Annotated in this window: 19 protein-coding genes and 3 pseudogenes; 16 read left to right on the top strand and 6 right to left on the bottom strand. The window is 54.9% G+C overall.

Going from position 1 to position 22,524, the window contains the following annotated elements:
• Positions 1 to 83: 83 nt before the first annotated feature.
• Complete coding sequence (pgtP, locus tag ABLV04_RS20235) at positions 84 to 1,475, bottom strand: phosphoglycerate transporter PgtP (protein ID WP_044523233.1); 1,392 nt, start codon at positions 1,473 to 1,475, stop codon at positions 84 to 86.
• 253 nt (positions 1,476 to 1,728) lie between these two features.
• Between pgtP and pgtC the strand changes: the two genes are divergently transcribed.
• From pgtC to ABLV04_RS20215, 4 genes and pseudogenes are all read left to right on the top strand, one after another.
• A complete protein-coding gene (gene pgtC / locus ABLV04_RS20230; RefSeq protein WP_117128848.1) occupies positions 1,729 to 2,949 on the top strand; it encodes a phosphoglycerate transport regulator PgtC in 1,221 nt (406 codons plus the stop codon).
• Positions 2,946 to 3,752 (top strand): annotated as a pseudogene (pgtB, locus tag ABLV04_RS20225) (two-component system sensor histidine kinase PgtB); the annotation flags it as partial. The gene pgtC and the pseudogene pgtB, both read left to right, overlap by 4 nt.
• Positions 3,748 to 3,942 (top strand): annotated as a pseudogene (locus ABLV04_RS20220) (helix-turn-helix domain-containing protein); the annotation flags it as partial. The pseudogenes pgtB and ABLV04_RS20220, both read left to right, overlap by 5 nt.
• A 218-nt stretch (positions 3,943 to 4,160) precedes the next feature.
• Entirely contained in the window at positions 4,161 to 4,499 is a 339-nt protein-coding gene (locus ABLV04_RS20215; protein ID WP_105490600.1) for a hypothetical protein, read from the top strand.
• 61 nt (positions 4,500 to 4,560) lie between these two features.
• Here ABLV04_RS20215 and ABLV04_RS20210 read toward each other — a convergent pair.
• From ABLV04_RS20210 to ABLV04_RS20200, 3 genes and pseudogenes are all read right to left on the bottom strand, one after another.
• Positions 4,561 to 5,126: pseudogene (locus tag ABLV04_RS20210) on the bottom strand (ISNCY family transposase); the annotation flags it as partial.
• Between the two features lie 391 nt (positions 5,127 to 5,517).
• Positions 5,518 to 5,889: a DUF2255 family protein gene (locus tag ABLV04_RS20205; protein WP_025999258.1), complete on the bottom strand. Its 372-nt coding sequence runs from the start codon at positions 5,887 to 5,889 to the stop codon at positions 5,518 to 5,520.
• Positions 5,890 to 5,969: 80 nt separating this feature from the next.
• Positions 5,970 to 7,067, bottom strand: a complete 1,098-nt coding sequence (locus ABLV04_RS20200; protein ID WP_048324209.1) for an alpha/beta hydrolase — start codon at positions 7,065 to 7,067, stop codon at positions 5,970 to 5,972.
• Between the two features lie 374 nt (positions 7,068 to 7,441).
• On the opposite strand from ABLV04_RS20200, the gene ABLV04_RS20195 reads away from it, so the two are divergent.
• Positions 7,442 to 8,359: an AraC family transcriptional regulator gene (locus tag ABLV04_RS20195; protein WP_117137081.1), complete on the top strand. Its 918-nt coding sequence runs from the start codon at positions 7,442 to 7,444 to the stop codon at positions 8,357 to 8,359.
• A 467-nt stretch (positions 8,360 to 8,826) separates the two neighbouring features.
• Here the strand turns inward: ABLV04_RS20195 and ABLV04_RS20190 are convergent, their stop codons facing one another.
• Complete coding sequence (locus tag ABLV04_RS20190) at positions 8,827 to 9,603, bottom strand: MipA/OmpV family protein (protein ID WP_180265934.1); 777 nt, start codon at positions 9,601 to 9,603, stop codon at positions 8,827 to 8,829.
• A 124-nt stretch (positions 9,604 to 9,727) separates the two neighbouring features.
• Between ABLV04_RS20190 and ABLV04_RS20185 the strand changes: the two genes are divergently transcribed.
• The 4 genes from ABLV04_RS20185 to ABLV04_RS20170 all read left to right on the top strand — a co-directional run bounded on the left by ABLV04_RS20185 (position 9,728) and on the right by ABLV04_RS20170 (position 15,914).
• Complete coding sequence (locus tag ABLV04_RS20185) at positions 9,728 to 10,423, top strand: response regulator (RefSeq protein WP_180265987.1); 696 nt, start codon at positions 9,728 to 9,730, stop codon at positions 10,421 to 10,423.
• Positions 10,420 to 11,616: a HAMP domain-containing sensor histidine kinase gene (locus ABLV04_RS20180; protein WP_064154610.1), complete on the top strand. Its 1,197-nt coding sequence runs from the start codon at positions 10,420 to 10,422 to the stop codon at positions 11,614 to 11,616. The genes ABLV04_RS20185 and ABLV04_RS20180 overlap by 4 nt, the downstream gene beginning before the upstream one ends.
• A 78-nt stretch (positions 11,617 to 11,694) precedes the next feature.
• Positions 11,695 to 12,843, top strand: coding sequence for an efflux RND transporter periplasmic adaptor subunit (locus ABLV04_RS20175; RefSeq protein ID WP_180265935.1), 1,149 nt, complete (start codon positions 11,695 to 11,697; stop codon positions 12,841 to 12,843).
• The gene (locus tag ABLV04_RS20170) at positions 12,840 to 15,914 is read left to right on the top strand and encodes an efflux RND transporter permease subunit (protein ID WP_180265936.1); all 3,075 of its coding nucleotides are present in this window, start codon (positions 12,840 to 12,842) and stop codon (positions 15,912 to 15,914) included. Before ABLV04_RS20175 ends, ABLV04_RS20170 begins: the two co-directional genes overlap by 4 nt.
• Before the next feature lie 190 nt (positions 15,915 to 16,104).
• Here ABLV04_RS20170 and ABLV04_RS20165 read toward each other — a convergent pair whose 3' ends face one another.
• Positions 16,105 to 17,058 carry a helix-turn-helix domain-containing protein gene (locus tag ABLV04_RS20165; protein WP_117137040.1) on the bottom strand — a complete coding sequence of 318 codons (954 nt, stop codon included), beginning with the start codon at positions 17,056 to 17,058 and terminating at the stop codon, positions 16,105 to 16,107.
• 503 nt (positions 17,059 to 17,561) lie between these two features.
• Here ABLV04_RS20165 and ABLV04_RS20160 point away from each other — a divergent pair.
• From ABLV04_RS20160 to ABLV04_RS20130, 7 genes are all read left to right on the top strand, one after another.
• Positions 17,562 to 18,356, top strand: coding sequence for a transporter (locus ABLV04_RS20160; RefSeq protein ID WP_257394956.1), 795 nt, complete (start codon positions 17,562 to 17,564; stop codon positions 18,354 to 18,356).
• Between the two features lie 60 nt (positions 18,357 to 18,416).
• Entirely contained in the window at positions 18,417 to 18,899 is a 483-nt protein-coding gene (locus ABLV04_RS20155) for a group 1 truncated hemoglobin (protein ID WP_064154614.1), read from the top strand.
• 136 nt (positions 18,900 to 19,035) lie between these two features.
• Positions 19,036 to 20,550, top strand: a complete 1,515-nt coding sequence (locus ABLV04_RS20150) for an amidase (protein ID WP_065812540.1) — start codon at positions 19,036 to 19,038, stop codon at positions 20,548 to 20,550.
• Positions 20,551 to 20,574: 24 nt separating this feature from the next.
• On the top strand, positions 20,575 to 21,183 hold the full coding sequence (nthA, locus tag ABLV04_RS20145) for a nitrile hydratase subunit alpha (RefSeq protein ID WP_065812539.1): 609 nt from the start codon (positions 20,575 to 20,577) through the stop codon (positions 21,181 to 21,183).
• A 15-nt stretch (positions 21,184 to 21,198) separates the two neighbouring features.
• Complete coding sequence (nthB, locus tag ABLV04_RS20140) at positions 21,199 to 21,852, top strand: nitrile hydratase subunit beta (protein WP_064154617.1); 654 nt, start codon at positions 21,199 to 21,201, stop codon at positions 21,850 to 21,852.
• Positions 21,849 to 22,316, top strand: coding sequence for a nitrile hydratase accessory protein (locus tag ABLV04_RS20135; RefSeq protein ID WP_064154618.1), 468 nt, complete (start codon positions 21,849 to 21,851; stop codon positions 22,314 to 22,316). The genes nthB and ABLV04_RS20135 overlap by 4 nt, the downstream gene beginning before the upstream one ends.
• Entirely contained in the window at positions 22,313 to 22,522 is a 210-nt protein-coding gene (locus ABLV04_RS20130; RefSeq protein WP_117137038.1) for a CbtB-domain containing protein, read from the top strand. The genes ABLV04_RS20135 and ABLV04_RS20130 overlap by 4 nt, the downstream gene beginning before the upstream one ends.
• Positions 22,523 to 22,524: the final 2 nt, after the last annotated feature.

The following is a 22,524-nucleotide window of genomic DNA, read 5'->3' as shown; positions in this document are numbered from 1 at the left end:
TCGGGAGCAGCTGCGGACATCAATTCCTCTCTCAACGGCAAAAGAGCCAGCAAGCTGGCTCTTGTTTCCCCGGGTTCAGGCGCTTACTGTGCGTCAGCCAGCGCCAGCCGGGCCTCTTCCTGCTCGCTGTTTTTACGCTGTTGCTCAAGCTCCAGCGCGCCGCGATGAGAAAGATAGCAGAACAGGATGCAGCAGACGATCCCGCCCATCAGCAGATAGAACCCGCCGTGCCAGCCCATTTTATCGACCATCACGCCGAACAGGCTGGTGCCTAACGAGGCGCCAAAGATATAGCTCATAAATCCGCGCAGGCCCACGGCGGAGCCAACGGCAAAGCTGGGGACGATCTCCATGGTCTGGACCGAGGCCAGAAACTGCGGGACGTAAATCAGGCAGCCCACAATCGCAGCAAATACCGTGACCATCAGCAGTGATTCGCTTTTCCAGTAGCCGATCAGACAGATGAAGATCAGCGCCATGCAGATCATGGCTAACGGCATCCGGCGGCCTTTGAACAGCTTATCGGAAAGCCAGCCGGCCAGCAGGGTTGACGGAATCGCCGCCCATTCAAAAAACAGGAAGGCGACGCTCATCTGCTCTTTAGAAAAATGTTTCACCGTCAGCAGGTAGATTGGCAGCCAGCTGATCATGCCGAAACGCACCATATAGACAAACACATCCACAAGGGAGACATACCAGGCGTTTTTGTTACGCAGGACGTAGGTGCAGAAGATCTGGAATGCGCTCATGTTCTCCGGCGCTTTCTGGGCGTGTTTGGTCTTCAGCACCACTTTTTCTTCCGGCATCATCTCTTCCAGCGAAGGCAGGCCTTCCTCGCGCGGCGAACCTTTACCCAGCACCAGTACGCTGATGGCGAATACCACCGCCACGCAGGCCGGCACAATGTAGCTGGCGCTCTGCCAGTGCTCGGTACCGAGAATCGCAAACGCGGCGCCGACGATCGGGGCGACAATCCCGCCGCCGACGTTATGGGAAATATTCCAGAAAGCCCCTACGCGGCCACGCTCCCGACGCGGGAACCAGTTAGCGATGGTAATAAAAGAGGGGCCGACCCCCATCCCCTGAAACAGGCCGTTCAGGACAACCAGCGCAGCAAAAACCCAGAATGCGGTGCTGAATCCTAACCCGACGTTGACGATGGCGCACAGTACGAGACCGCAGGCCATAAACACTTTCGGGCTGGCTTTATCCGCGAGGCTGCTCATCACGCCTTTACTGATCCCGTACGCGATGAGCATACAGCTGCTGAGCAAACCGATCTGCGTGGCGCTAAGATCTAACTGTTCTTTCAGATAGGGCGTGGATAAGGTGAAGTTATTGCGCACGATATAGTACGCCAGATATCCCAGAAATACGCTTAGCAGCGCCTGCATACGGTATCGACCATACGTTGCCTGAATTTTCTCAGCAGGAACTGTATTCGCCGACGGCCCTTTTTTTAATAATGATAACATGTCGTCACCTGTATTTTAGTTGCGCTGATTTTATGTCCGGCTTGTGCGGACTCTAACAAATTACCCAATCATTATCTGGTAATCTTTAGCGATATTCCCGGGCGCCCGTTTGGCTATTTTTCCGCTCGCGGTGATTAATTCGCCAGCTGTCATAAACGGGTAAGTTTTGTCTCAACGTAATTTTTTCGGTATTTCAATATTTATGAACGGGATCACAAACATGTCTCTTCGTCGGGGCGGGATAGTGAGCAAAATGCTCGCGATGCTGCTGCTGACCGCCTGGCTGAGACCCTGTGCGGCGCAAAGCAATGAGCTGGTGATGGCGACGACATTTTCTCCCAGCGCCACCGTGTGGATTATCGATCGCTGGCAGAAAGAGCCGGGGTCAGTGACGATCAGGACGCTCAACCGCACCAGCGCCTCGCTGGAACAGCTGCTTGACACGGCAAATGCCGAAAATGTCGATCTGATCCTGACCTCGTCGCCGATGCTGCTGCAGCATCTTCAGGAGCATAAAAAGCTGGCACCGTTCAGCGGTGCGCCGGCAGTCAGCCAACAACTGGTGCCGGAATCCATTCGCTCCACCTCCGTGGCCGTAGCGATTTCCGGGTTCGGTTTGCTGATTAATCGCCCGGCGCTGATGACACGGCACCTGCCTGCGCCAGCGGACTGGGATGATCTGACCGATCCTCGCTATCAGGGGGCGCTGCTGATGAGCAGTCCGTCGCGTTCGGATACCAACCATCTGATGGTGGAGTCGCTGCTGCAACAAAAAGGCTGGATTAAGGGATGGGCAACGCTGTTGATGAGTGCGGGAAATCTCGTGACCATTTCATCCCGCAGTTTTGGGGTGGCGGATAAGATTAAAAGCGGCCTGGGCGTGGCCGGTCCGGTGATTGATAACTACGCCAATCTGCTGATGAACGATCCGCACCTGGCTTTTACCTATTTCCCGCAGTCGGCGGTTTCGCCGACCTATGTCGCGGTGCTTAAAAACAGCCAGCACGCCAGCGAGGCGCGGCGGTTTATTCGCTATCTGTTAAGCCCGGAGGGCCAGACGATCCTCGCCGATGCCAATACCGGGAAATACCCGGTAACGCCCCTGGCGGCGGGCAATCCGCGGGCGGCGCAGCAGGCGGTGCTGATGAATCAACCGCCATTGAACTATCGGCTGATCCTCAAACGCCAGCGCCTGGTGCAACGGATGTTCGATACGGCGATCAGCTTTCGTCTTGCTCAGCTAAAAGATGCCTGGCGAGCGCTGCATAGCGCGGAGGCCCGTCTCAAGCGTCCGCTGCCCGAGATTCGCGCGTTGCTGACCCGTGTGCCGGTCGATCCGGCGAGCAGCGAGGATGAAGCCTGGCTGGCTCAGTTCGACAATAAGAGCTTCGCGGAACAGCAGATGATGGAGTGGCAGCTCTGGTTTCTCACCAATCAGCGGCAGGCGATTAATAAACTGGAAGAACTGAAATGATGGGCAGGTCCATACTGCAACGTCTGCGGCAAATCAGTATCAGTAGCAGCCTGCGCGGGGCTTTTCTGATGGGGGCGCTGCTGACGCTGATTGTCAGCAGCGTCAGCCTCTATTCATGGCATGAGCAAAGTTCGCAGATCCGCTATTCGCTGGATGAGTATTTTCCGCGCATCCATTCGGCTTTTCTGATTGAAGGGAATCTCAACCTGGTGGTCGATCAGCTCAATGAATTTCTGCTGGCGCCGAATACCACGGTACGGCTGCAGCTGCGCAACCAGATTATCCAGCATCTGGATAAAATAGAGCGGCTGAGCCAGGGGCTGTCGCCGGCAGAACGCCAGCAGCTGGCGGTGATATTGCAGGACAGCCGCGCGCTGCTGGCGGAACTGGATCGCGTGCTCTACAACATGTTTCTGGTTCGCGAAAAGGTGGGAGAGCTTTCGGCGCGGATCGACTGGCTGCACGATGATTTCACCACCGAGCTGAATTCGCTGGTGCAGGATTTTACCTGGCAACAGGGAACGCTGCTCGATCAGATTGAAGCCCGACAGGGGGATGCGGCGCAGTACCTGAAACGCTCCCGGGAAGTGCAGAATGAACAACAGCAGGTCTATACGCTGGCGCGTATTGAAAATCAGATCGTTGACGACCTGCGCGACAGGCTTAATGAACTGAAATCCGGGAATGATGACGGCATGCTGGTGGAGACGCATATCCGCTATCTGGAAAACCTGAAGAAAACGTCGGATGAAAATATTCGTGCGCTGGATGACTGGCCGAGCACCATTACCCTGCGACAAACTGCTCGTCGGCGAACCGACGCCGCTGGATCGGCGGGTTGAGGAGGTCGAGCGGCAGATCATCACCGAAGCGCTGAATATCCACCAGGGACGTATTAATGAGGTGGCGGAGTATCTGCTGATACCGCGTAAAAAACTCTATCTCAGAATGAAGAAGTATGGCCTGAGTAAAGAGCACTACAAAGGGGTTTAGGCATGGCGCCAGACGATGGTTAATAATATCCTGAATGGTTCCTGCGCCGGAAAATAACGATGTTTTTACGCTAAAGGGACAGGGAAGGGTGAACCCTTATGAATACCTGAAAAAAGAGGACACCATTTTTTAAATGGATTTTTTATATAGATTTGCAAAGGTGAAGAGGTAAAAACTTAAGCGCCTGTTATTTTTTTATTTTATAGAAGGAGTTCTGAGTGAAGCGCATTAACGAACGTGCCTGGGAAGTGTTTGGTATCTATGGAAGGGTTTGTGAAAGCTGCTCCGGGGCGATCGCATTAAGCCTGTTGCAGGCGCTGGCGATGTTTGGTTGCCTTGAGAAAAGAGAGGCTGGCGGGTTAACGCTGTATTGCATTCTGACTTTCATCGCCGTTGCGGCGACGATCGGTTTTTTTGCCTCTCTGATAAGTATAGGAAGAACTATTCATATACAAAGTGAAGGTCATAAGGTAGCTGAATTCCTGATTTCCTGCGTTTTTTATCCGGTCGTTATCGGTATCCTGCTTTCGGCGCTTGCGACGCTTCAATCAATATAAGGTGACATCAGGCGTAAGGACCACAGAGCGATCTCCACGCCATCATTTGAAAGTGGCATGAATAGGTGAAGGTCGATTCCGATTTAACGAAACGAAGCTGCATCAGGCGGCTCGTCGCATCGTCGACATAGACCAGTGAGGTACAGGCGGGCGCACGGTTCTCGAACCAGTGGTGGTCACAGCCATCTATCTGTATGAGTTCGCCGCAGCAGGCCCGAAGATAGCGTGGCTGCTGAATTTTTGGCGCACGTTGTTTACGGGGGATCCAGAGACCGGCTTTGACCATGAGGGAACGGACAGTCTCTTTGGACAGATGAACATCATGCAGTTCTGCGAGTTTCTCACACGCCAGCGTAGACCCAAAGTCGGTATAGCGCTCGCGGATAATATTGAGCGCGTACTGTGTAAGGTCATCTGGCAGCTGGTTATTGCTGAGATTTCAGGTTAGCGATATCTGGCGAGCCTGATTCACGGCAGTGCAACAGAAGGCGTCGGTACTGGCGATCAGATATACTCAGGCGCTGTGTGGCCATCAAGTGTGGTCAGACTCCGGTCGACAACGTCCTGAATGATTTTGAGTCGGTTAACTTCGTCCAAAGTGAAAACGTCCGCTGCATGAGCCGTCATCAGAATCCCTCGATGGTGAATCTACGGGTCACTTATCCAGGAGCAGGCCTTACAACTCAGCCACCATAATCTAAGTGCGCATAATGTATATTATGTTAAATGGCATGTGCTACCCAATAACTTCATATTTGACAGCGGCCTCTTAACAAATCAACACGGTACTTATTTATGACTGACATCCCTTTTCTTGCGTTATGTTTATAGTACATGCGCCCTGTCATCTGATATTCAAACTCCTCCCTTAATGGACAATGCTTCCTGAAGATGAACTTTCACCGGACCAGAAACTGGCGGTTATGTATGTTTCATACTTGCCTCCAGTTTCAGGGAAATTAAAACTACACAGGCAGATTTTGTCTCACAGAACACCCAGTATCACTTTGACAGGAAATCACGAAGGTAAAATCTCAATCGTGGCCGCTCTGGCGCGTGTCCCTGTCATTGCTGAAACATAGCTGCTGCTGGAGTACTTTTTCTGATAAGCCTGATCAATTTTACTTTCAAGCTCAGGGTCTGATGGTTTTGCGAACAGTACGTCGAACTCTTGTCCAATAGCCAGTATCTTACCCGCCTGCTGGGACAATGCAGCCTGATACCATTTTGAACGGGTACCACTATAGGCTCGGACGAAAAGTCTGTTCTCCACCTTCACTTCCCAAATCCATGTCGGCGTACCGGTCGTATTCATATCGGGATGATACGGAGCGATTTTCAGGTCGTCGGCCGCATCTATTCTTGTTAATAATTCAGGGTTCCAGAACATAAACTTCTCCTCTTTCAAGAGCAGTGTCTGTCGTTTGTCGCACAGACACTGCATCTGAAAGCACCGGACGGTGCTATGGCTTACTTATTAAGATTTTTGTTAAAAAATGCAGTGATGTTATCGAACGGGATCTTATCCATACGATCATATAAATCGACATGTGTGGCATCTTTAACAATCAGAAGCTCTTTTGGTTGATTTGCCGCTTCATAAGCCGTTTTGGAGAAGTAAAGCGAATGCGCTTTTTCGCCATGGATGAACAGGATCGGACGCGGAGAAATTTCCTTGATATAGGTCATGAGCGGGAAATTCATGAAGGCCATCGGCGTTGTCACCGACCATGAATTGCCAGAGTTGACGGCTCGTGGATGATAACCGCGTTTGGTCATGTAGTAATCCGCATAGTCCACGAGGAACTGCGCTTCCCCGCCCTTCAGTTTATTATAGGCTGGCTGGTATGCAGGTTTGCCGTTTGCCGCATCTTCCCAGCGCTGAAGACTCATCTTCTCCAGCGCCTGCTCGCGTTGCTCCGGCGTTACGCTGTCATTGTAGCCTTTCGACATCACGCGGCTCATATCATACATGGTGCTGGCAACGACCGCTTTTACGCGTTTATCCACGGCAACAGCGTTCAGGGCAATCCCTCCCATGCCGCAGATACCAATGACACCGATACGTTCACGATCCACATAAGGTTGCAGTCCAATGAAATCGACTGCGGCCATAAAGTCTTCGGTATTGATATCAGGGGAAGCAATATTGCGGGGTTCACCACTGCTTTCACCGGTATAAGACGGATCAAATGCCAGCGTCACGAATCCGCGCTCTGCCAGGGTCTGAGCATAAAGACCTGAAGCCTGCTCTTTTACCGCGCCAAATGGCCCGGAAATCACAAGCGCAGCAAGCTTCTTGTTCCCGCGATCTTTAGGAAGATACACATCTGCGGCCAGCGTAATACCGTAACGATTTTTAAAAGTAACTTTTTGATGATCCACTTTTTCGCTCCTTGGGAAAGTTTTATCCCACGTCTGAACCAGATGGACTGAAGAATCTGCTGTGCCTGGTGCCGGCTGGGCGACCGCAGCTTCTGTTGAAATCAGAGCCATCGCTCCGGCGATGAGTGCGCGATTAAAAAAGCGCGTTGAAGATTTTAGCGTCATGATATTAAAACCTTTCATTGGATGTTGAGGGATAGTTTCAGACAGCATGCATGAGTATTTCAGTTACAACTCTCTTTTCCGGAACCGAATTCGATTCGGGTTGGGTTGTAGAAAGTAAACTCTTTCACGTATGTCTCCTCCGGATAACCTGTCTGGCAGTTAAAAATGGCTTTAACCTGAACGGTTTAAATTGGCTCGCTGTGAAAGCTGACTGACAGGTCACAGCTTCATTTCAGTGTTGTTATTTTGAGTGCCTTACATGAAAGTTGTTATTAAAATACTCTGCATTATTTGCCTGATCCTCTGAAACTGAATTTAAAGCGTATATTTCAATTTTCATCGCTGCTAAGTTGTTAACGTCAAAAGCCGCAATAAACGTGAGGTATTACAGAATGATTTCTGACAAGACGGTTGAAAAACGACTCGGCGTGCTTTCCCGTGATATTGCTCAGCGCACTCCGGGCACCGGTGATTTCCCAACAGCGGTAGAAGGACTCCAACTGTTCCGCCGAAACGAAACCGCTCCTCCGGTGAGCTGCCTGGTCCCTCCCAGTATCGTTCTGGTGGCCGATGGCGCGAAGATCATGTGGGTTGGTGGTGAACCTTACGAATACAATGCGGAAAAATTCCTGATCACCTCCCTTGACCTGCCAGCCAGCTCGGAGGTTTTACAGGCTTCGACATCCCGGCCCTGCGTCGGCGTAGCCTATAAACTTGACCAGCGCGTGCTGATGGAATTAATTGCCCAGGGAAGCCTGCCGCCGATCAAAAAACGAGACGCGGGAACGGGTGTCGGTATAGGAACGGTTACTGATGTTTTGCTGGAACCTTTCTGCCGTCTGCTTTCTTTGCTTGACGAGCCTGAAGCCATTCCTGTTCTCGGGCCGCTGATTCAAAGGGAGATACATTACCGGCTTTTGATGAGCGATCAGTCCGATCATCTCAGACAGATTGCAGCAGTAGACGGCCATGGCTACCGTATCGGTAAAGCTATCGACTGGTTAAAAACCAATATTGCGTCACCCTTACGCGTAGAGGAACTGGCAAGTCGGGTGCAAATGAGCACGCCCTCTTTTCACCAACACTTCAGGCAGCTTGCGGGAATGAGCCCTCTCCGGTATCAGAAATGGCTGCGCCTCAATGAAGCCAGGCGACTGATGCTGAATGAACATTACGATGTCACCACAGCAGCCTATGCTGTCGGTTACGAAAGCTTATCCCATTTCAGCCGGGAATATACGCGGATGTTCGGGGAGTCACCCAAGAGGGATATTACTGTGCTGAGAAAGTCAGCTGGTAAGCTTCAATAAATTCTCCACAGCCACAAGTGAAATCGGTAGTGAATTATATTACTTCCGCCCGGGGTGGCCGCTTCGAAATAAAGCTAAGAGGCATTACGGTAGCGTAATATCGAGATAACTTCAGCAAGGGCGGGTGACAATTGATGACGGCTGGAGTAATAAAGATGATAACCTTACAAAGCGGATTGGTGTTGTTATTGGTGGATTCGGTGTTCTCATGCCGACGAACGACGTGACCGAAAACTTCCCGACAAACCAGCTATGGCGTTGTTCATAAAACTCCTCCGGCACGTTTGTGGCGCTCTCGATCGTCGTTGGGTTCATCAGGCGAACGCACGTCGGCGACACAAGGACCGCACCAGGTCTGCCGGCGCGGTTAACAACATGTTTCGCTTCTGGTTGCGTATCTGCCAGATAATGCTGACTCACTCAATTTTAACCGTTCCCGGCAAAACGCACGCCGCACTTTCTCCGCCCTAAAATGTCCAGGTAACTGCTGCTGCCAGCGCCGCCTCGTTACGTCGTAACACGATCGGGCTTTGATTGGCATGCTCCCCAAGCCAGGTATAGTCAGCGCTCAGAACCGTGCCCCAGTGGGCATCAAATCGGTGACTCCAGATCAGACTGTTGTCTATGCCATAAAATCCCCCCGGTGCTGAATAGCGGCTATAACCTGAACGCTGGCTCTGCTCCGGATTCACGCCATACCAGGTATTCAGGTAACGGTTGTCGCCAAACAGGGCCGCCGTTTGAAAGGCGATCGTGTCCTGATCGGTTTGTACGGGAATCAACGTGAAGGATGCCTGGTAGCTTACCCCCTGACCGTCCGTTAAAGGCAGCGTCGCTTTACCTTCAACACTGAGCCACGAAAGCGCCTGCCAGCCAACGGCAAGGGCCGTGTTCAGTGAGACGTCAATGTCTCCCATCCCTTTCAGATTATTTGCCCCTGCCCGCCAGCTGGCGTTTTTATCCGTCCTTCCCAGATCGTATCCCAGCGTATGTTCGAAGTACCAGCCGCTGGCGTTCTGCAGGTCATACCCTACCCCTTTCTGCGTATCAATAAAGAAAGCGCCGTTACGACCCTGAAGCACCGGAACCACCTGCCATACCTGCTTGTCTGAACCTGAGTATCGCGGAGCGTAGCGCCCCCCCAGCCCGATAGTGAAAGAGCCGTCATCATTTGCCTGTACACAGGATGTGATGGCCGTCAAAAGCGGTACGGTCATATACAGGGCTTTTTTTATCGCTATCATACTGTTCTCCTCACGGATGCTGGTTTCTCCTGAGGCAGGAGCTGCCACAAAATGTTGGCGCAGTATGATTTGGCAAAATCAATGAATCGTCGGGATAGTGTTAAGAATCGGTCAAGGTGAACGGATGTTGTCCAGAAGAGTGCTGATTATTGAAGATGACGCCGATGCGGCTGGCGTGCTCGAGGCCTATTTACGCCGTGAAAATTACGATGTCGTCATTACCGGAGATGGAATTTCCGGGCTGGATATGGCGCACCGGTGGAAACCCGATCTGATCCTGCTGGATGTGATGCTTCCGGGGCTTAACGGCACCGAAGTCCTGGCTGGCCTGCGTCGTAAAAATGATGTTCCGGTGATCATGGTCACCGCCATGGGAGATACTCCCGATCGTATTGGCGCTCTGCGCTATGGCGCTGATGATTATGTTGTTAAGCCTTACCATCCGGGAGAAGTTGTGGCCCGGGTGCAGGCGGTATTGCGTCGCAGCAATAAAACGGAAACAAAGGAAGAGATCCTTCGCTGGCAATCACTTGAAGTGGATGTTACGGCCATCGTGGCGAGCATTATCGACGGGGACACCACACCGCGGACGTTGGATCTGACCCCAACCGAATTTTCACTACTGACCACGCTTATGCGCTCTCCTTCACGACCTTTTTCCCGCCAGCATTTACTGGAGCACTGTTTGCCGGAAAGTGAAGCCCTGGAGCGTGTGGTGGATACCCATATTTATAACCTGCGTAAAAAACTCGAAGCGGCGGGTATTTCCGGCGTGCTGGTTAACGTTCGCGGCGTAGGCTACAGGTTCAGACAACCATGACAAAAACCCGCTATTCCTCCCTGTGGCGCTGGATTTGCGCACGTATATTAGCGCTGGCCATCGGAAGCGTAATTGTCATAGCGACCTGTATGTGGCTACGTTATGCGGTGCAGAATTACTGGATCATGAGCAGAATGCCGGCATCGGTCCGACAAGAGTTTCTTGCGCTCAGCCAGAACCCGCAGGCGGACCCGGCGCGCTTCCATCAAATCGTCGATACCTGGTGGGGGTTGAGTTATTCAACACCCTCCATCGCCTCGGCAGACTGGGTCACCGTGGCGTTACTGGTCCTGGTCATGATCCCTTTTATTGTGGTGATGGGGTTGAGATATGCCAGGCCACTGGCGCTGCAGTTCAGCCGGTTGCGTGATGCGGCAAAGGACGTCGCCGAAGGGCAATTTGGCCGCCAGGCAGAGCTCATCAGGAATGCGCCGGCTGAAATGGTCAGCTTTGCCAGTGACTTTAATACCATGACGGGGAAACTGGCCCGCTATGAAAAAGAGTTACGTACCTCTCATGTGGCCATGGCGCATGAGCTTCGCTCCCCACTGACTGCCGCTATCGGACGTTTGCAGGGCATGCTGGATGGCGTGTTTGATGCCAGCCCGGAACAACTGGCAATGGTAATGAAACAGCTTCAGCACCTGAATCGCCTGACCGATGAACTTCATCTGCTCTCACTGTCTGATGCCGGGAATCTGGTTCTGGAAAACGAACCCTTTCGTCTGGATGAGCTGCTTAAGGAACGGGTGACATGGATCATGCCCCAGGCTGATGCACATCGTTTTACCATCAGGCTTCATCATTCTCAGGCGTGTCCTTTCAAAGGCGATACGTTCCGTATGGGCCAGGTGTTTACTATCCTTATGGAAAATGCCCTCCGTTACGGGCGTGATGGCGGCTTTCTTGATGTCACGCTGCACTACGCCAGCGGGCAATATTGCCTCGAATTTCGCGATGACGGCCCGGGGGTATCCTCCCGGTTCCTGCCGGAAATGTTTAACCGTTTTAGCCGGGAGGAGCAGTCGCGTGCCCGCCACTCCGGCGGCAGCGGTCTCGGTTTGTCGATTGCTCGCGCGATTTGTCAGGCCCATGGTGGCAGTATCAGCGCGTCGTTACCTGAAACCGGCGGACTCGCAGTCAGCATTTTGTTACCCTGGACGTCGTCTGAAATGGAAAATAGCCGCTCTTGATAATACCTTGACGAAACGTCGAAACTTTCTCGACTAAGCGCGCATTTAATAACGCCATAACCTATATGGAGCGGCGTTATGTCAGATGAATTTTTACTCTCCCTCCGCCACAGTCTGCACCATTTGTACGACGTGGCGCGCACCCTTTCCTGGCTGCACTTTCTCCCCCTGACCCTTCTTTCGGTAGTGATTTTTCTGCTGCCCGGATGCGGGGACAACCATGGTAATACGACTGTTCCTGTGCGAACGGTGCGCTACGTTGTTGTTGGCTCAGCGCAAACCCTTCCCGCGCTGGAAAGAACCGGAGAGATCCATGCGCACGATGAAACGATTCTCAGCTTTCGTACCGGCGGCCGGATAGTGACGCGTAGCGTCGATATTGGCGATCGGGTCAATGCAGGGCAACTGCTGGCCACGCTTGAAAATACAACCAGTCAGAATCAGCTCGATGGCGCACAGGCTGATTATGAAGGAGCCAAAGCCGCTGCTCAGGTTGCTGCACTTAACCTCAACCGAATGCAAAAGCTCATGCCAACAGGCGCGATTGCCCGCACGCAGCTCGATACCGCCCGCGCAGACTGGCTTGTCGCCCGCGCGCGTTTAAAAAACAGCGAGTCCGCATTGCGTAATGCCCGGGAAAGCCTTGGCTGGACGCGTCTGATGGCGCCGCAAAGCGGCGTGATCACCGAAGTAAGCGCCTCTGCGGGTCAGGTGGTCAGTGGTGGTCAGTCGGTGTTGACGCTGGCGACCGGTGAAGCCCGCGATGTGGTGTTTGATATCGCTAAACCCGAGGCGATCCCGCCACAGGAACAGGCTGGCTTGCGAGTTTCCCTCCTCAGCGACCCGTCGGTGCAAGCGTCCGCCGCGGTAAGAGATATTAGCCCGCAGGCCGATCCTCAGACCCGCACATGGCGCGTCAGGGCTACCCTGCAAAACCCACCGCTGGCAATGGCGCTGGGCGCCAGCGTTACCGTCACGTTACCCGCAACGGGTCCGCATGGATACGCCCTTCCCGCTTCAGCGCTGAGCCGCGTCGAGGACAAACCGGCGGTTTATGTGATTAACCCACGGTCGCAGGCCCAGCTTCGCGTGGTGGTGCCAGCATACTATACCGCCACCGCGGTTATTATCTCCGGCGGCCTTGAACCAGGCGACCGGGTGATTACCGCCGGCGTGAGTAAATTACGCTCCGGCGAGCCGGTGATTGCCGGGGAGTGCGAATCATGAAACCCGTATTGAATGAGAAATTTAACCTGTCCGCCTGGGCGCTAAATAATCAACAGATGGTCAGTTTCTTCATGCTGCTGATCATGGCTATGGGCGCGTTCTGTTATGAGAACCTGCCACGTAACGAAGATCCGGCGTTTACGATTAAAACGGCCGTTGTTTCTGCGCAATGGCCCGGGGCATCCGTAACGGATACCACCCGACTGCTGACCGATACGCTGGAAAAAAAGCTGCAGGAAACCCCCTGGCTTGATTATCTCGAAAGTGAAACCCGTGCCGGGAGCTCCGTTATTCATGTCAATCTCCGTGACGATACCCCGCCGCAAAAGGTGCCGGATATCTGGTATCAGGTACGTAAGAAAATGCAGGATATTGCCCCGTCGTTGCCAGAAGGCGTTCAGGGCCCCGCCGTCGACGACGAATTTGATGATACGTTCGGTACGATTTATGGATTTATACCTGAGGGCTATACCCTGCGGGAGGTCCGGGACCGTGTTGAGACAATCCGCCGGGAACTCATGTCGTTACCGGATATCGGAAAAACCAGCCTGCTGGGTGAGCAGCAGGAACAGATAGTTCTCTCTTTTTCTCCAGCGCGTCTGGCAAGTATGGGGTTGAACATCCAGCAGGTAGCGGATGCCCTCAGAGCACAAAATGCGGTTGTCCCGGCAGGTATGATCCGCACCGGACAGGAAAATATGGCGATAAAGGTCAGCGGGGAACTGACTTCTGAAGCTAGCTTACGTGCTGTCACGCTGCGTATTAACGATCGTTACCTTCCTCTGACGGATATTGCCACCGTTAGCCGGGAAAACACCGAACCTCCCCAGCCGGTTTACCGGATTAACGGCAAACCCGCCATCGGGCTGGCTATCTCGATGGCGCCGACGGGTAATATGCTGCGTTTCGGCGCCGCGCTGAATGCAAAAATGCATGCCATCAGCGTCACGCTGCCGCACGGTATTGAGATGGTCAAGGTTGCCGATCAATCAGCGGTGGTCAGCGATGCCGTAAGCGGGTTTATCCGGGTGCTTATCGAAGCCGTGGCGATCGTCCTGGCCGTTTCGTTTGTCTCGCTGGGTTTACGAGCCGGACTGGTCGTGGCTGCGGCCATCCCACTGGTTCTGGCCATGACCTTTACGGGAATGATGCTGGCAGGAATAGGTCTGCAGCGTATTTCTCTCGGCGCATTGATTATCGCGCTGGGTCTGCTGGTCGATGACGCCATGATCACTGTGGAAACCATGGTCTCTGGTCTGGAAGCCGGGGATTCCCGCCGGCAGGCGGCTACCCGGGCTTTTAAAACGACCGCATTTCCGATGCTGACGGGCACCCTTGTGATGATTGCCGGGTTTATTCCCGTGGGATTTGCTGCGTCCAGCGCCGGTGAATATTGCTTTTCCCTGTTTGCCGTGGCGCTCATCGCCCTGCTGTGCTCATGGGTTGTCGCGATCCTGTTTTCACCGTTAACCGGGACGTGGCTGTTATCTGACAACATCAGACAGAAGGCGAAAGGTCCTGGACGGATGGCCCGCGGATACCAGTGGCTACTGCGCAAGGCGTTGCGTCACCGCTTCGCCACCGTGTGTATTGCTCTCATTGCGCTTGGTCTGTCCGTTTACGGAACAACCTTTATGCAGGGGGAGTTTTTCCCCGCCTCCGACAGGCCTGAATTGCTGGTCAGCCTGACGCTACCGGCCAATGCCTCGCAGTCGGAAACGCAAAATAGGGCTGAACAGCTGGAGAAGGCCCTGGCAGGCAACCGCAACGTTGAGCGCTTTTCGACATACGTTGGGTCGGGAGCGATTCGTTTTTACCTGCCTATGGATGTGCTTCTGGCAAATGAAAATATCGCCCAGATGGTGGTGGTGGCTAAAGATCTTAAAGCGCGAGATCGTCTTCATCGACAGTTAAACAGGATACTGGCTACGCGCTTTAGCGACATCATCACTCGCGTATCGCCCCTGGAACTTGGGCCCCCCGTCGGCTGGCCAGTCAAATACCGGGTGAGTGGGCCAGATTATCTGAAGATCAGGTCGATCGCGAACCGCCTGAGCGATGTCATTGGCCGGTCACCCTCCTCCCGCGAGGTTAATCAGACGGCAGGCGAACCGGAGAGAGTCATTACCCTCAAGGTCAATCAGACCGCCGCCCGGGCTGCGGGCGTGTCGTCAGAAAGTCTGGCCCGGATGCTCAATACCGTCTGGTCCGGCAGTATAGTCACGTCGGTTCGCGATAATGACCGTCTTGTCGATGTGGTGCTCCGGGCCAGGGACAATGAGCGTCTTAACCTCGCCACCTTCTCTTCGCTGACTATTCAGGGGAATGACGGTAAACAAATCCCCCTCAGCGCCTTTGCCACGCCAGTCTGGGGCGTGGATGATCCGGTTATCTGGCGTCGACAGCGTTTGCCTTTCATCACCGTGCAAACTGACCTCGCCCCGGGACTTCGCGCCGAAGCAGTATCCGCAGCGTTGAGACCAGCGGTAGACAGGTTGCGCGCGGAACTGCCTGAAGGCTACAGCATTGAAGAAGGGGGCGCGGTTGCTGAATCTGAAAAAGGTAATAGTTCGGTCTATGCGGTTCTGCCGGTGACACTGGTCATCATGCTCTTGCTGTTGATGCTCCAGTTGCGCAACTATTCCCGTATTGAGTTGGCTATACTGATGGCCCCGTTTGGTTTACCGGGTATCGTGCTGGCTATGTTACCTGGCGGAACACCAATGGGATTTGTCGCTCTGCTTGGCGTGATTGCGCTCGCTGGCATGATCATTCGTAACGCCGTCATACTGATTAGCGAGGTGGACAGCAATCTTGCTCAGGGGATGGCAAGCGATGCCGCCATTATTGCGGCCGCAGAGCATCGTGCGCGCCCCATCTGCCTGACTGCCTGTGCAGCCATTCTGGGAATGATCCCCATTTCTCATCAGGTATTCTGGGGACCGATGGCCTATGCGATTATCGGGGGACTACTGGTTGCCACGCTGGTTACACTGACCGTTTTACCTGCATCGTTTAGCCTGTTGCTACAGCTGATAATGACTTCCTCCGGCGAGATTCATGAAAAATGAGTGGCGTGCCGTCGTATCCTCGTCTCAGGGTTCTGCCAGGTCATTCGCCAGAAGCGAAAGCACTTGCGCCATCCTGTCATCCACCTGCTGCGACGCCCGGATAACAGATGACAATGCGATGCGGTCTAGCCCGTCCTTCAGGCGCAGGGCTCGCGAGCTACAGCGCAGCACGTGATAATAGAACAAAATTTTACTGCTTCTTCGGCAACAGAGAGCGAGGAGAAATGCCAAAGGCTTTGCGGAAGGCGTGGCTGAAATGAGAAAAATCAGAGAAGCCGAAATCCAGCGCCGCCTGGGACACGCTATTGACACGTCCTCGTTCGATAGCCTCTCGGCTCGCCAGCAGCCTCTCCTGCCAAATCACAGCCATCGGCGTTTTTTTGTGGCGGGCGAAAGCACGCGTGACGGTGCGAACGGAAACGTGGTGCGCCCGTGCCAGGCTTTCGATGTTCAAATCTGGATCGACAAATTGCCGCCGGATGTAGTTCATCATCCGCGAATACAGATCGCGCTCAACACCAACGTTGTTCAGGTCCTGTAACTCCAGGCTCAGCACCAGTAGATCCAGCAACGTCCGGGAGAAGCGGCCAGAGATATCCGGAGTGCCCAGGCAGGCGGGCATCGTTGCCGCCTGACGCAGCATTTCGCGCAAGGGGATCACCCCCGGGCGGCGGTCGTCGAGCACCGTCGCGGTGAGGTGTTCGACCCCAGGTAAATGACAGCTCAGCAAATGGCGGGGTATCCGCACCAGATGATTATCGCGCCCGCCAAGACTGAAGCGGAATGTCTGGGCGGCATCGTAGAGCACCAGACTGTCCGCTGCCAGCGTCGCCTTGCGTCCCCCCTGTTCAAGCTGACCGTATCCATCCTGCATATACCCCAACCACAGATCGTCGTCGGGGCCCTGGCGCAAAAAACGGGCCGTGCGATCCCAACTGTGTAGCGGCGCGGACAGTGAACACATATCCACCAGACCCACTCCACGTACCGTTAGCCGTGCATCAAAGTCGACCCCAGCCAGAGGGGCGCTGGCGGCTGGAATACAGTGACGTAACACTACGTCGTTCCAGTACTCGAAGCGGCGCGACTCGGTTACGCCAACGGTTGAATAGTGGAGACTGCCCGCAGACTGCATGCTATTCATCATCATTCACCTCGCGCCGGGTATTCCGCCAAAACGACAGAAACGATTTCGCAGACAGCAACTCTCATGCCAACGAGCTAATACACCCTCTTTCAGTTTCGCCGATCGGCGCTAAGTTACCGGGAAATAACACTGAAAATCCGCGCCCCTCTTTTCTGCTGGCATATAGGGCGTTGAATAGCAGTACGACAAAATCTGGAATCGCACCCTAAACGTGCGAAGCCTGCACTATGGCGGACCATCACACGACGGGGCTGCCCGCAACCGAATGTCCCTTCCAGCCAAACGACTGTCCTGCTGAAGCAAGTACGCCGCAAATTTCTCCCTAGTATCAGTAAGCGTAAGGTCTTCAGGCCACACCGTGCTCCGGACATAACACGACATCAGACAAGAGGGGGAACGTCATGACTTTCAGCAACGCTACGTTTCGCATCAGCCTGGCCGCCTGCACACTGTGGCTGGCAACCGGCCCGGCCCATGCGGTCGATCTCAATTCGCAGGATTTGATTCCAGCCCCTGCCGGCACCGATGCCATTCTGGGATATTTCACCTACGCGACGAGAGATAGCTTCACCCCGACCGGGGGCGGTGAAATTAAGCAAGAGACCGGGCTCGACTCCTTCGTCAGCATCTTTCGTTACGTTCACTACATGGACGTCGGTGGCTTTACGGTTGCGCCGCAAGTGCTGCTGCCTTACGGACGCCTCTACAATGGCTCACTAAACGGCGTTCGACTTGATTCAGCCAGCGGCCTGGGCGACCCCATCCTTGCCGCGCCGGTCTGGCTGGTCAACAACCCCAGTACAACCTTCGCCATTGTGCCTTACCTGTACCTCCCCGCGGGCTCCTACGACGCCGGACGCACGCTAAACGTTGGTGAAAATCGCTGGAAGTTCGATCTGCAGCTCGGCGGCGTGCAGCAGCTGGGTAACGGTTTCGCCACCCAACTGTCCGCAGATGTGATGTGGTATGGCGTCAACGACGACGCCTCGGGCATCGGCACCGGTCGACTTAAGCAGGACAACACCTATCAGTTTCAGGGCTGGGTGAACTGGACGCCGCCCGCCGATAAGAGCTGGACCCTAGCCGCCGGTTATTCCCAGTACTGGGGCGGCAAACAGCAGCTTGACGGTATTGAGAACGGACAGGCGACGCGCGTCGATCAGGTACGGCTGGAATTATCGAAATTCATCACCCCCACGGTACAGGTACAGGGTCTGCTCCAGCGCGACCTCAACGTCGATGGCGGTTTTAAGGAAGATCTGCATACCACCCTGCGCGTGATGAAACTGTTCTGATGCGAATCGGCACAGAGACATCCCCAGACTCACTACTCACCCGCAACGGAGAAATCCATCATGACCGATCAGCAGCAAAAACCCACACTCTATGAACGTCTCGGCGGTTATGACGCCGTTTACGCTTTCGCAGGGGAAGTGTTGAAGACCTGTATGAAGCATCCCGATATCGGCCATATCTGGGCGCACGTATCCGAATCGTCGTTCCAGAAAGAGCATATCAACTTTGTCGATTTTCTGTGCAAACACTGGGGCGGCAACACGGTCTACCGGGGACGAGATATGGTGACCGCGCACCGCGGAATGGGGCTGACCGAAGTGCACTGGAAAGCCGTATTCGAGGCTATTAATGAATGCTACGAGAACTTCAACGTTCCGCAGGATATTCGTGAAGAGGTCACCGCATTCCTGACCCAGTTCAAACCCGCCGTCATCGGTAGCCCTTCATACCGGGATGTGGTACTCGCCCACCCTGACATGGACGTAACCAAGGGGATGAAAAGCGTCGGCATCCACTGGCCGAAAACAGATAAACCGTCTTAACCGAGGGCGGACATCCGCGCAACAGGCGGGTGTCCGTCTCAGCCAAATGACTGACCTGCACAACCATGTAGTGATGACATTTCGGGCTTATATTGAAGACAGGTTGCATTGGCAAACATCGTACAAAGGGAACTCCATGGCTATTGAACGTCCTACTATTGAACAACTGCAAGCGCTCGCCAGTCGGCTAAACATACGATTGACGCCTGCACAAGCCGAAGAATATCTGGCGCTGATGCAGGCCAATTTCGACGCCTATGATCTCATCGACGCCCTGCCCGACGAGATCCCCCCGGTGCACTACCCGCGCGCCGCCGGCTATCGCCCTGAAGGCGAGGAAAATCCGCTCAATGCCTGGTATTACAAGACCGAGGTGACAGGTGCAGCAACCGGTAAGCTGGCTGGCCGCACCGTGGTGCTCAAAGACAACATCGCGCTGGCTGGCGTACCGATGATGAACGGAGCCTCGACGCTTGAAGGCTTCGTCCCTGTCTACGACGCCACCGTTGCCACCCGACTGCTGGATGCCGGCGCGACTATTCTTGGCAAGGCGACCTGCGAGCACTTCTGCTTATCGGGAGGCAGTCACACCTCCGATCCGGCGCCAGTACATAACCCATTGCGCCGCGGCTACTCGGCTGGTGGCTCATCTTCTGGGAGCGCCGCTTTGGTCGCTTCCGGAGAAGTTGATTTGGCGATGGGCGGCGATCAAGGAGGCTCTGCGCGTATTCCCGCCGCATGGTGCGGCCTCTATGGGCTGAAACCGACCCACGGTCTGGTGCCTTATACCGGCATCATGCCGATCGAAGCCACTTTCGACCATACCGGGCCGATGACTCGCAGCGTAAAAGACAACGCCTTAGTCCTTGAGGTCATTGCCGGCGCGGACGGATTGGACCCGCGTCAGTATGCCCCCAAAGTAGAAGCTTATACCGAGGCTCTGGGTAAGGGAGCACATGGCTTAAAGATCGGCATTATGGCCGAAGGTTTTCAGTTGCCGAATCTGGATGCGCGAGTCGCGGAGAAAGTTCGCGCTGCCGTCGCCCGTCTGCAGGATCTGGGTGCTACGGTCGGCGAGATTTCGGTACCGGAGCATAGCCTGGCGGGTGCGCTCTGGTCCCCTATCGGCTGCGAGGGGCTGACCGCGCAGATGATGCATGGCAACGGCATGGGCTTTAACTGGAAAGGACAATATGACGTGGCGCTGCTGGACAAGCACGCCCGGTGGCGTGAGGACGCCGACGCGCTTTCCCCATCGCTGAAGATATGCATGTTCGTCGGCCAGTACGGGCTGGAACGCTACCATGGCCGCTACTATGCCAAGGCGCAGAATATCGCGCGTCGCGCGCGTGCGGGCTATGACCGGGCGCTGGCGGACTTCGACCTGCTGGTGATGCCCACTGTACCGCTTGTCGCACAGCCATTACCGAAACCTGACTGCTCCATTACCGAATATATCTCCCGCGCATTTGAGATGATCGGCAATACCGCACCGCAGGATATTACCGGCCATCCGGCAATGACTCTCCCTTGTGGGCTGGTCGACGGCTTACCGGTAGGAATGATGTTGGTAGGACGCCACTTCGCCGAAAGCACCCTTTATCAGGCCGCCGCCGCATTTGAAGCTTCCGGCGACTGGCGGATGTTTTAACTCTTAACCATCGGGAAACATAAAATGAGCCATCAACACGACCACGACCATACTGAACCACCTGCGGACATCGAGCTACGTGTCCGGGCGCTGGAATCCCTGCTACAGGAGAAAGGACTGATTGACCCGGCGGCACTGGATGAACTGATTGACACGTACGAGCACAAGGTCGGCCCTCGTAACGGCGCGCAGGTGGTCGCTAAAGCGTGGAGTGATCCGGAGTATAAACGTCGGCTGCTGGAGGACGCCACAGCCGCCATCGCCGAGCTGGGTTTCTCCGGCGTGCAGGGTGAAGACATGCTGGTAGTGGAGAACACGGCGGACGTGCACAACGTGACCGTCTGTACATTATGTTCCTGCTACCCCTGGCCGGTGCTGGGTCTTCCGCCGGTCTGGTACAAATCGGCCCCCTATCGCTCGCGTATCGTTATCGACCCGCGCGGCGTTCTTGCCGAATTCGGGGTAACCATACCCGAAAGTAAAGAGGTGCGCGTCTGGGACAGCAGCGCGGAACTGCGCTATCTGGTCCTGCCAGAACGTCCGGCGGGTACCGACGGCTGGAGCGAAGCGCAGCTGATTGAACTGGTCACCCGCGATTCAATGATCGGCACCGGGCTGGTCGCCGCGCCATAATAAGAGGAGAAAACCATGAATGGGATACATGATCTGGGCGGTATGCACGGCCTCGGCCCGATCCTCAACGAGGAAAATGAGCCGTATTTCCGCCATGAATGGGAGCGCCGGGTATTTCCGCTGTTCGCCTCGCTGTTCGTCGGCGGACATTTCAATGTGGATGAATTCCGCCACGCCATTGAACGCATGGATCCAGCCCACTACCTGGAGGCAAGCTACTACGAGCACTGGTTGCACGCATTTGAAACGCTGCTGATGGAAAAAGGGGTGATCACCGCCGATGAACTCTGGGGTGGCTCGCCCCCTGCTCCCTGCGCGCCAGGCACGCCGGTGCTGACGCAGGACATCGTCGCGGCGGTTGTCAGTACCGGTGCCTCCGCGCGCGTCAGTCACGATGTTGCTCCCCGCTTTAAGGCCGGAGACCTGGTTCGGGCAAAAAACATTAACCCAACCACCCACACCCGCCTGCCGCGTTACGTGCGTGGGAAAATCGGCCGTATTGAGACCGATCACGGTGTATTCATCACGCCAGACACTGCAGCGCACGGTCTGGGCGAACATCCTCAGCACGTCTACAGCGTTAGCTTCAGCGCACTGGAACTGTGGGGCACGCCGCGCCCGGACAAAGTCTACATCGATCTGTGGGACGACTATCTGGAGGAAGCATGAGCCTTGCGACACAGCGTGATTACGCCGCCGTCGGGTTACCCCGCGACGAGGAGGGGCCTGTGTTTGATAAGCCCTGGCAGGCGAAAGCATTCTCCCTGATCGTCCATCTGCACCGGGCGGGGCTGTTCCCTTGGGCAGAATGGGTACGGACGTTCAGCGAAGCGATCAAGGCTGCTCCGGCGCAGCCCGGCGAAAGCGTGAACGATGCCTACTATCGCCAGTGGGCGACAGCAATGGAGAACATGATCACCGCCCTCCACCTGACCGCGCCGGATGACATTGCCCGACGGACACAGGAATGGCGACTGGCGTATATCAACACGCCGCATGGTCAGCCGATCGTCCTGGCCAATGCCAGCTGTCCGCCAGCGCATAACCACCACTCGCTTCCACTCGGCGTTCCGGTCACGGTTAGCCCGGCACAGTCTTCCATCAGCAAAATCAACAACGGAGTTACATCATGAGCGATATCACCCTTACCACCAACGCCCCGGCCACTCCGATACCGATCGCGGCGCTGTTGCCCTGGGCACTGTTCACCACCCTGCTGGCGCTGTTAGCGATCTATTTCGTCGGTGCGGAACAAGGTGCGACGTCGATGTTTTCCGGCACCCAGGTGCATGAATTCTTCCACGACGCACGCCATCTGCTGGGTTTTCCCTGCCACTGAGG

This window comes from Klebsiella sp. JN_Kp127 (assembly GCF_040062505.1).
In the GTDB taxonomy this organism is placed as follows: domain Bacteria; phylum Pseudomonadota; class Gammaproteobacteria; order Enterobacterales; family Enterobacteriaceae; genus Klebsiella; species Klebsiella quasipneumoniae.
This window is presented reverse-complemented; position numbering and strand designations above follow the sequence as displayed.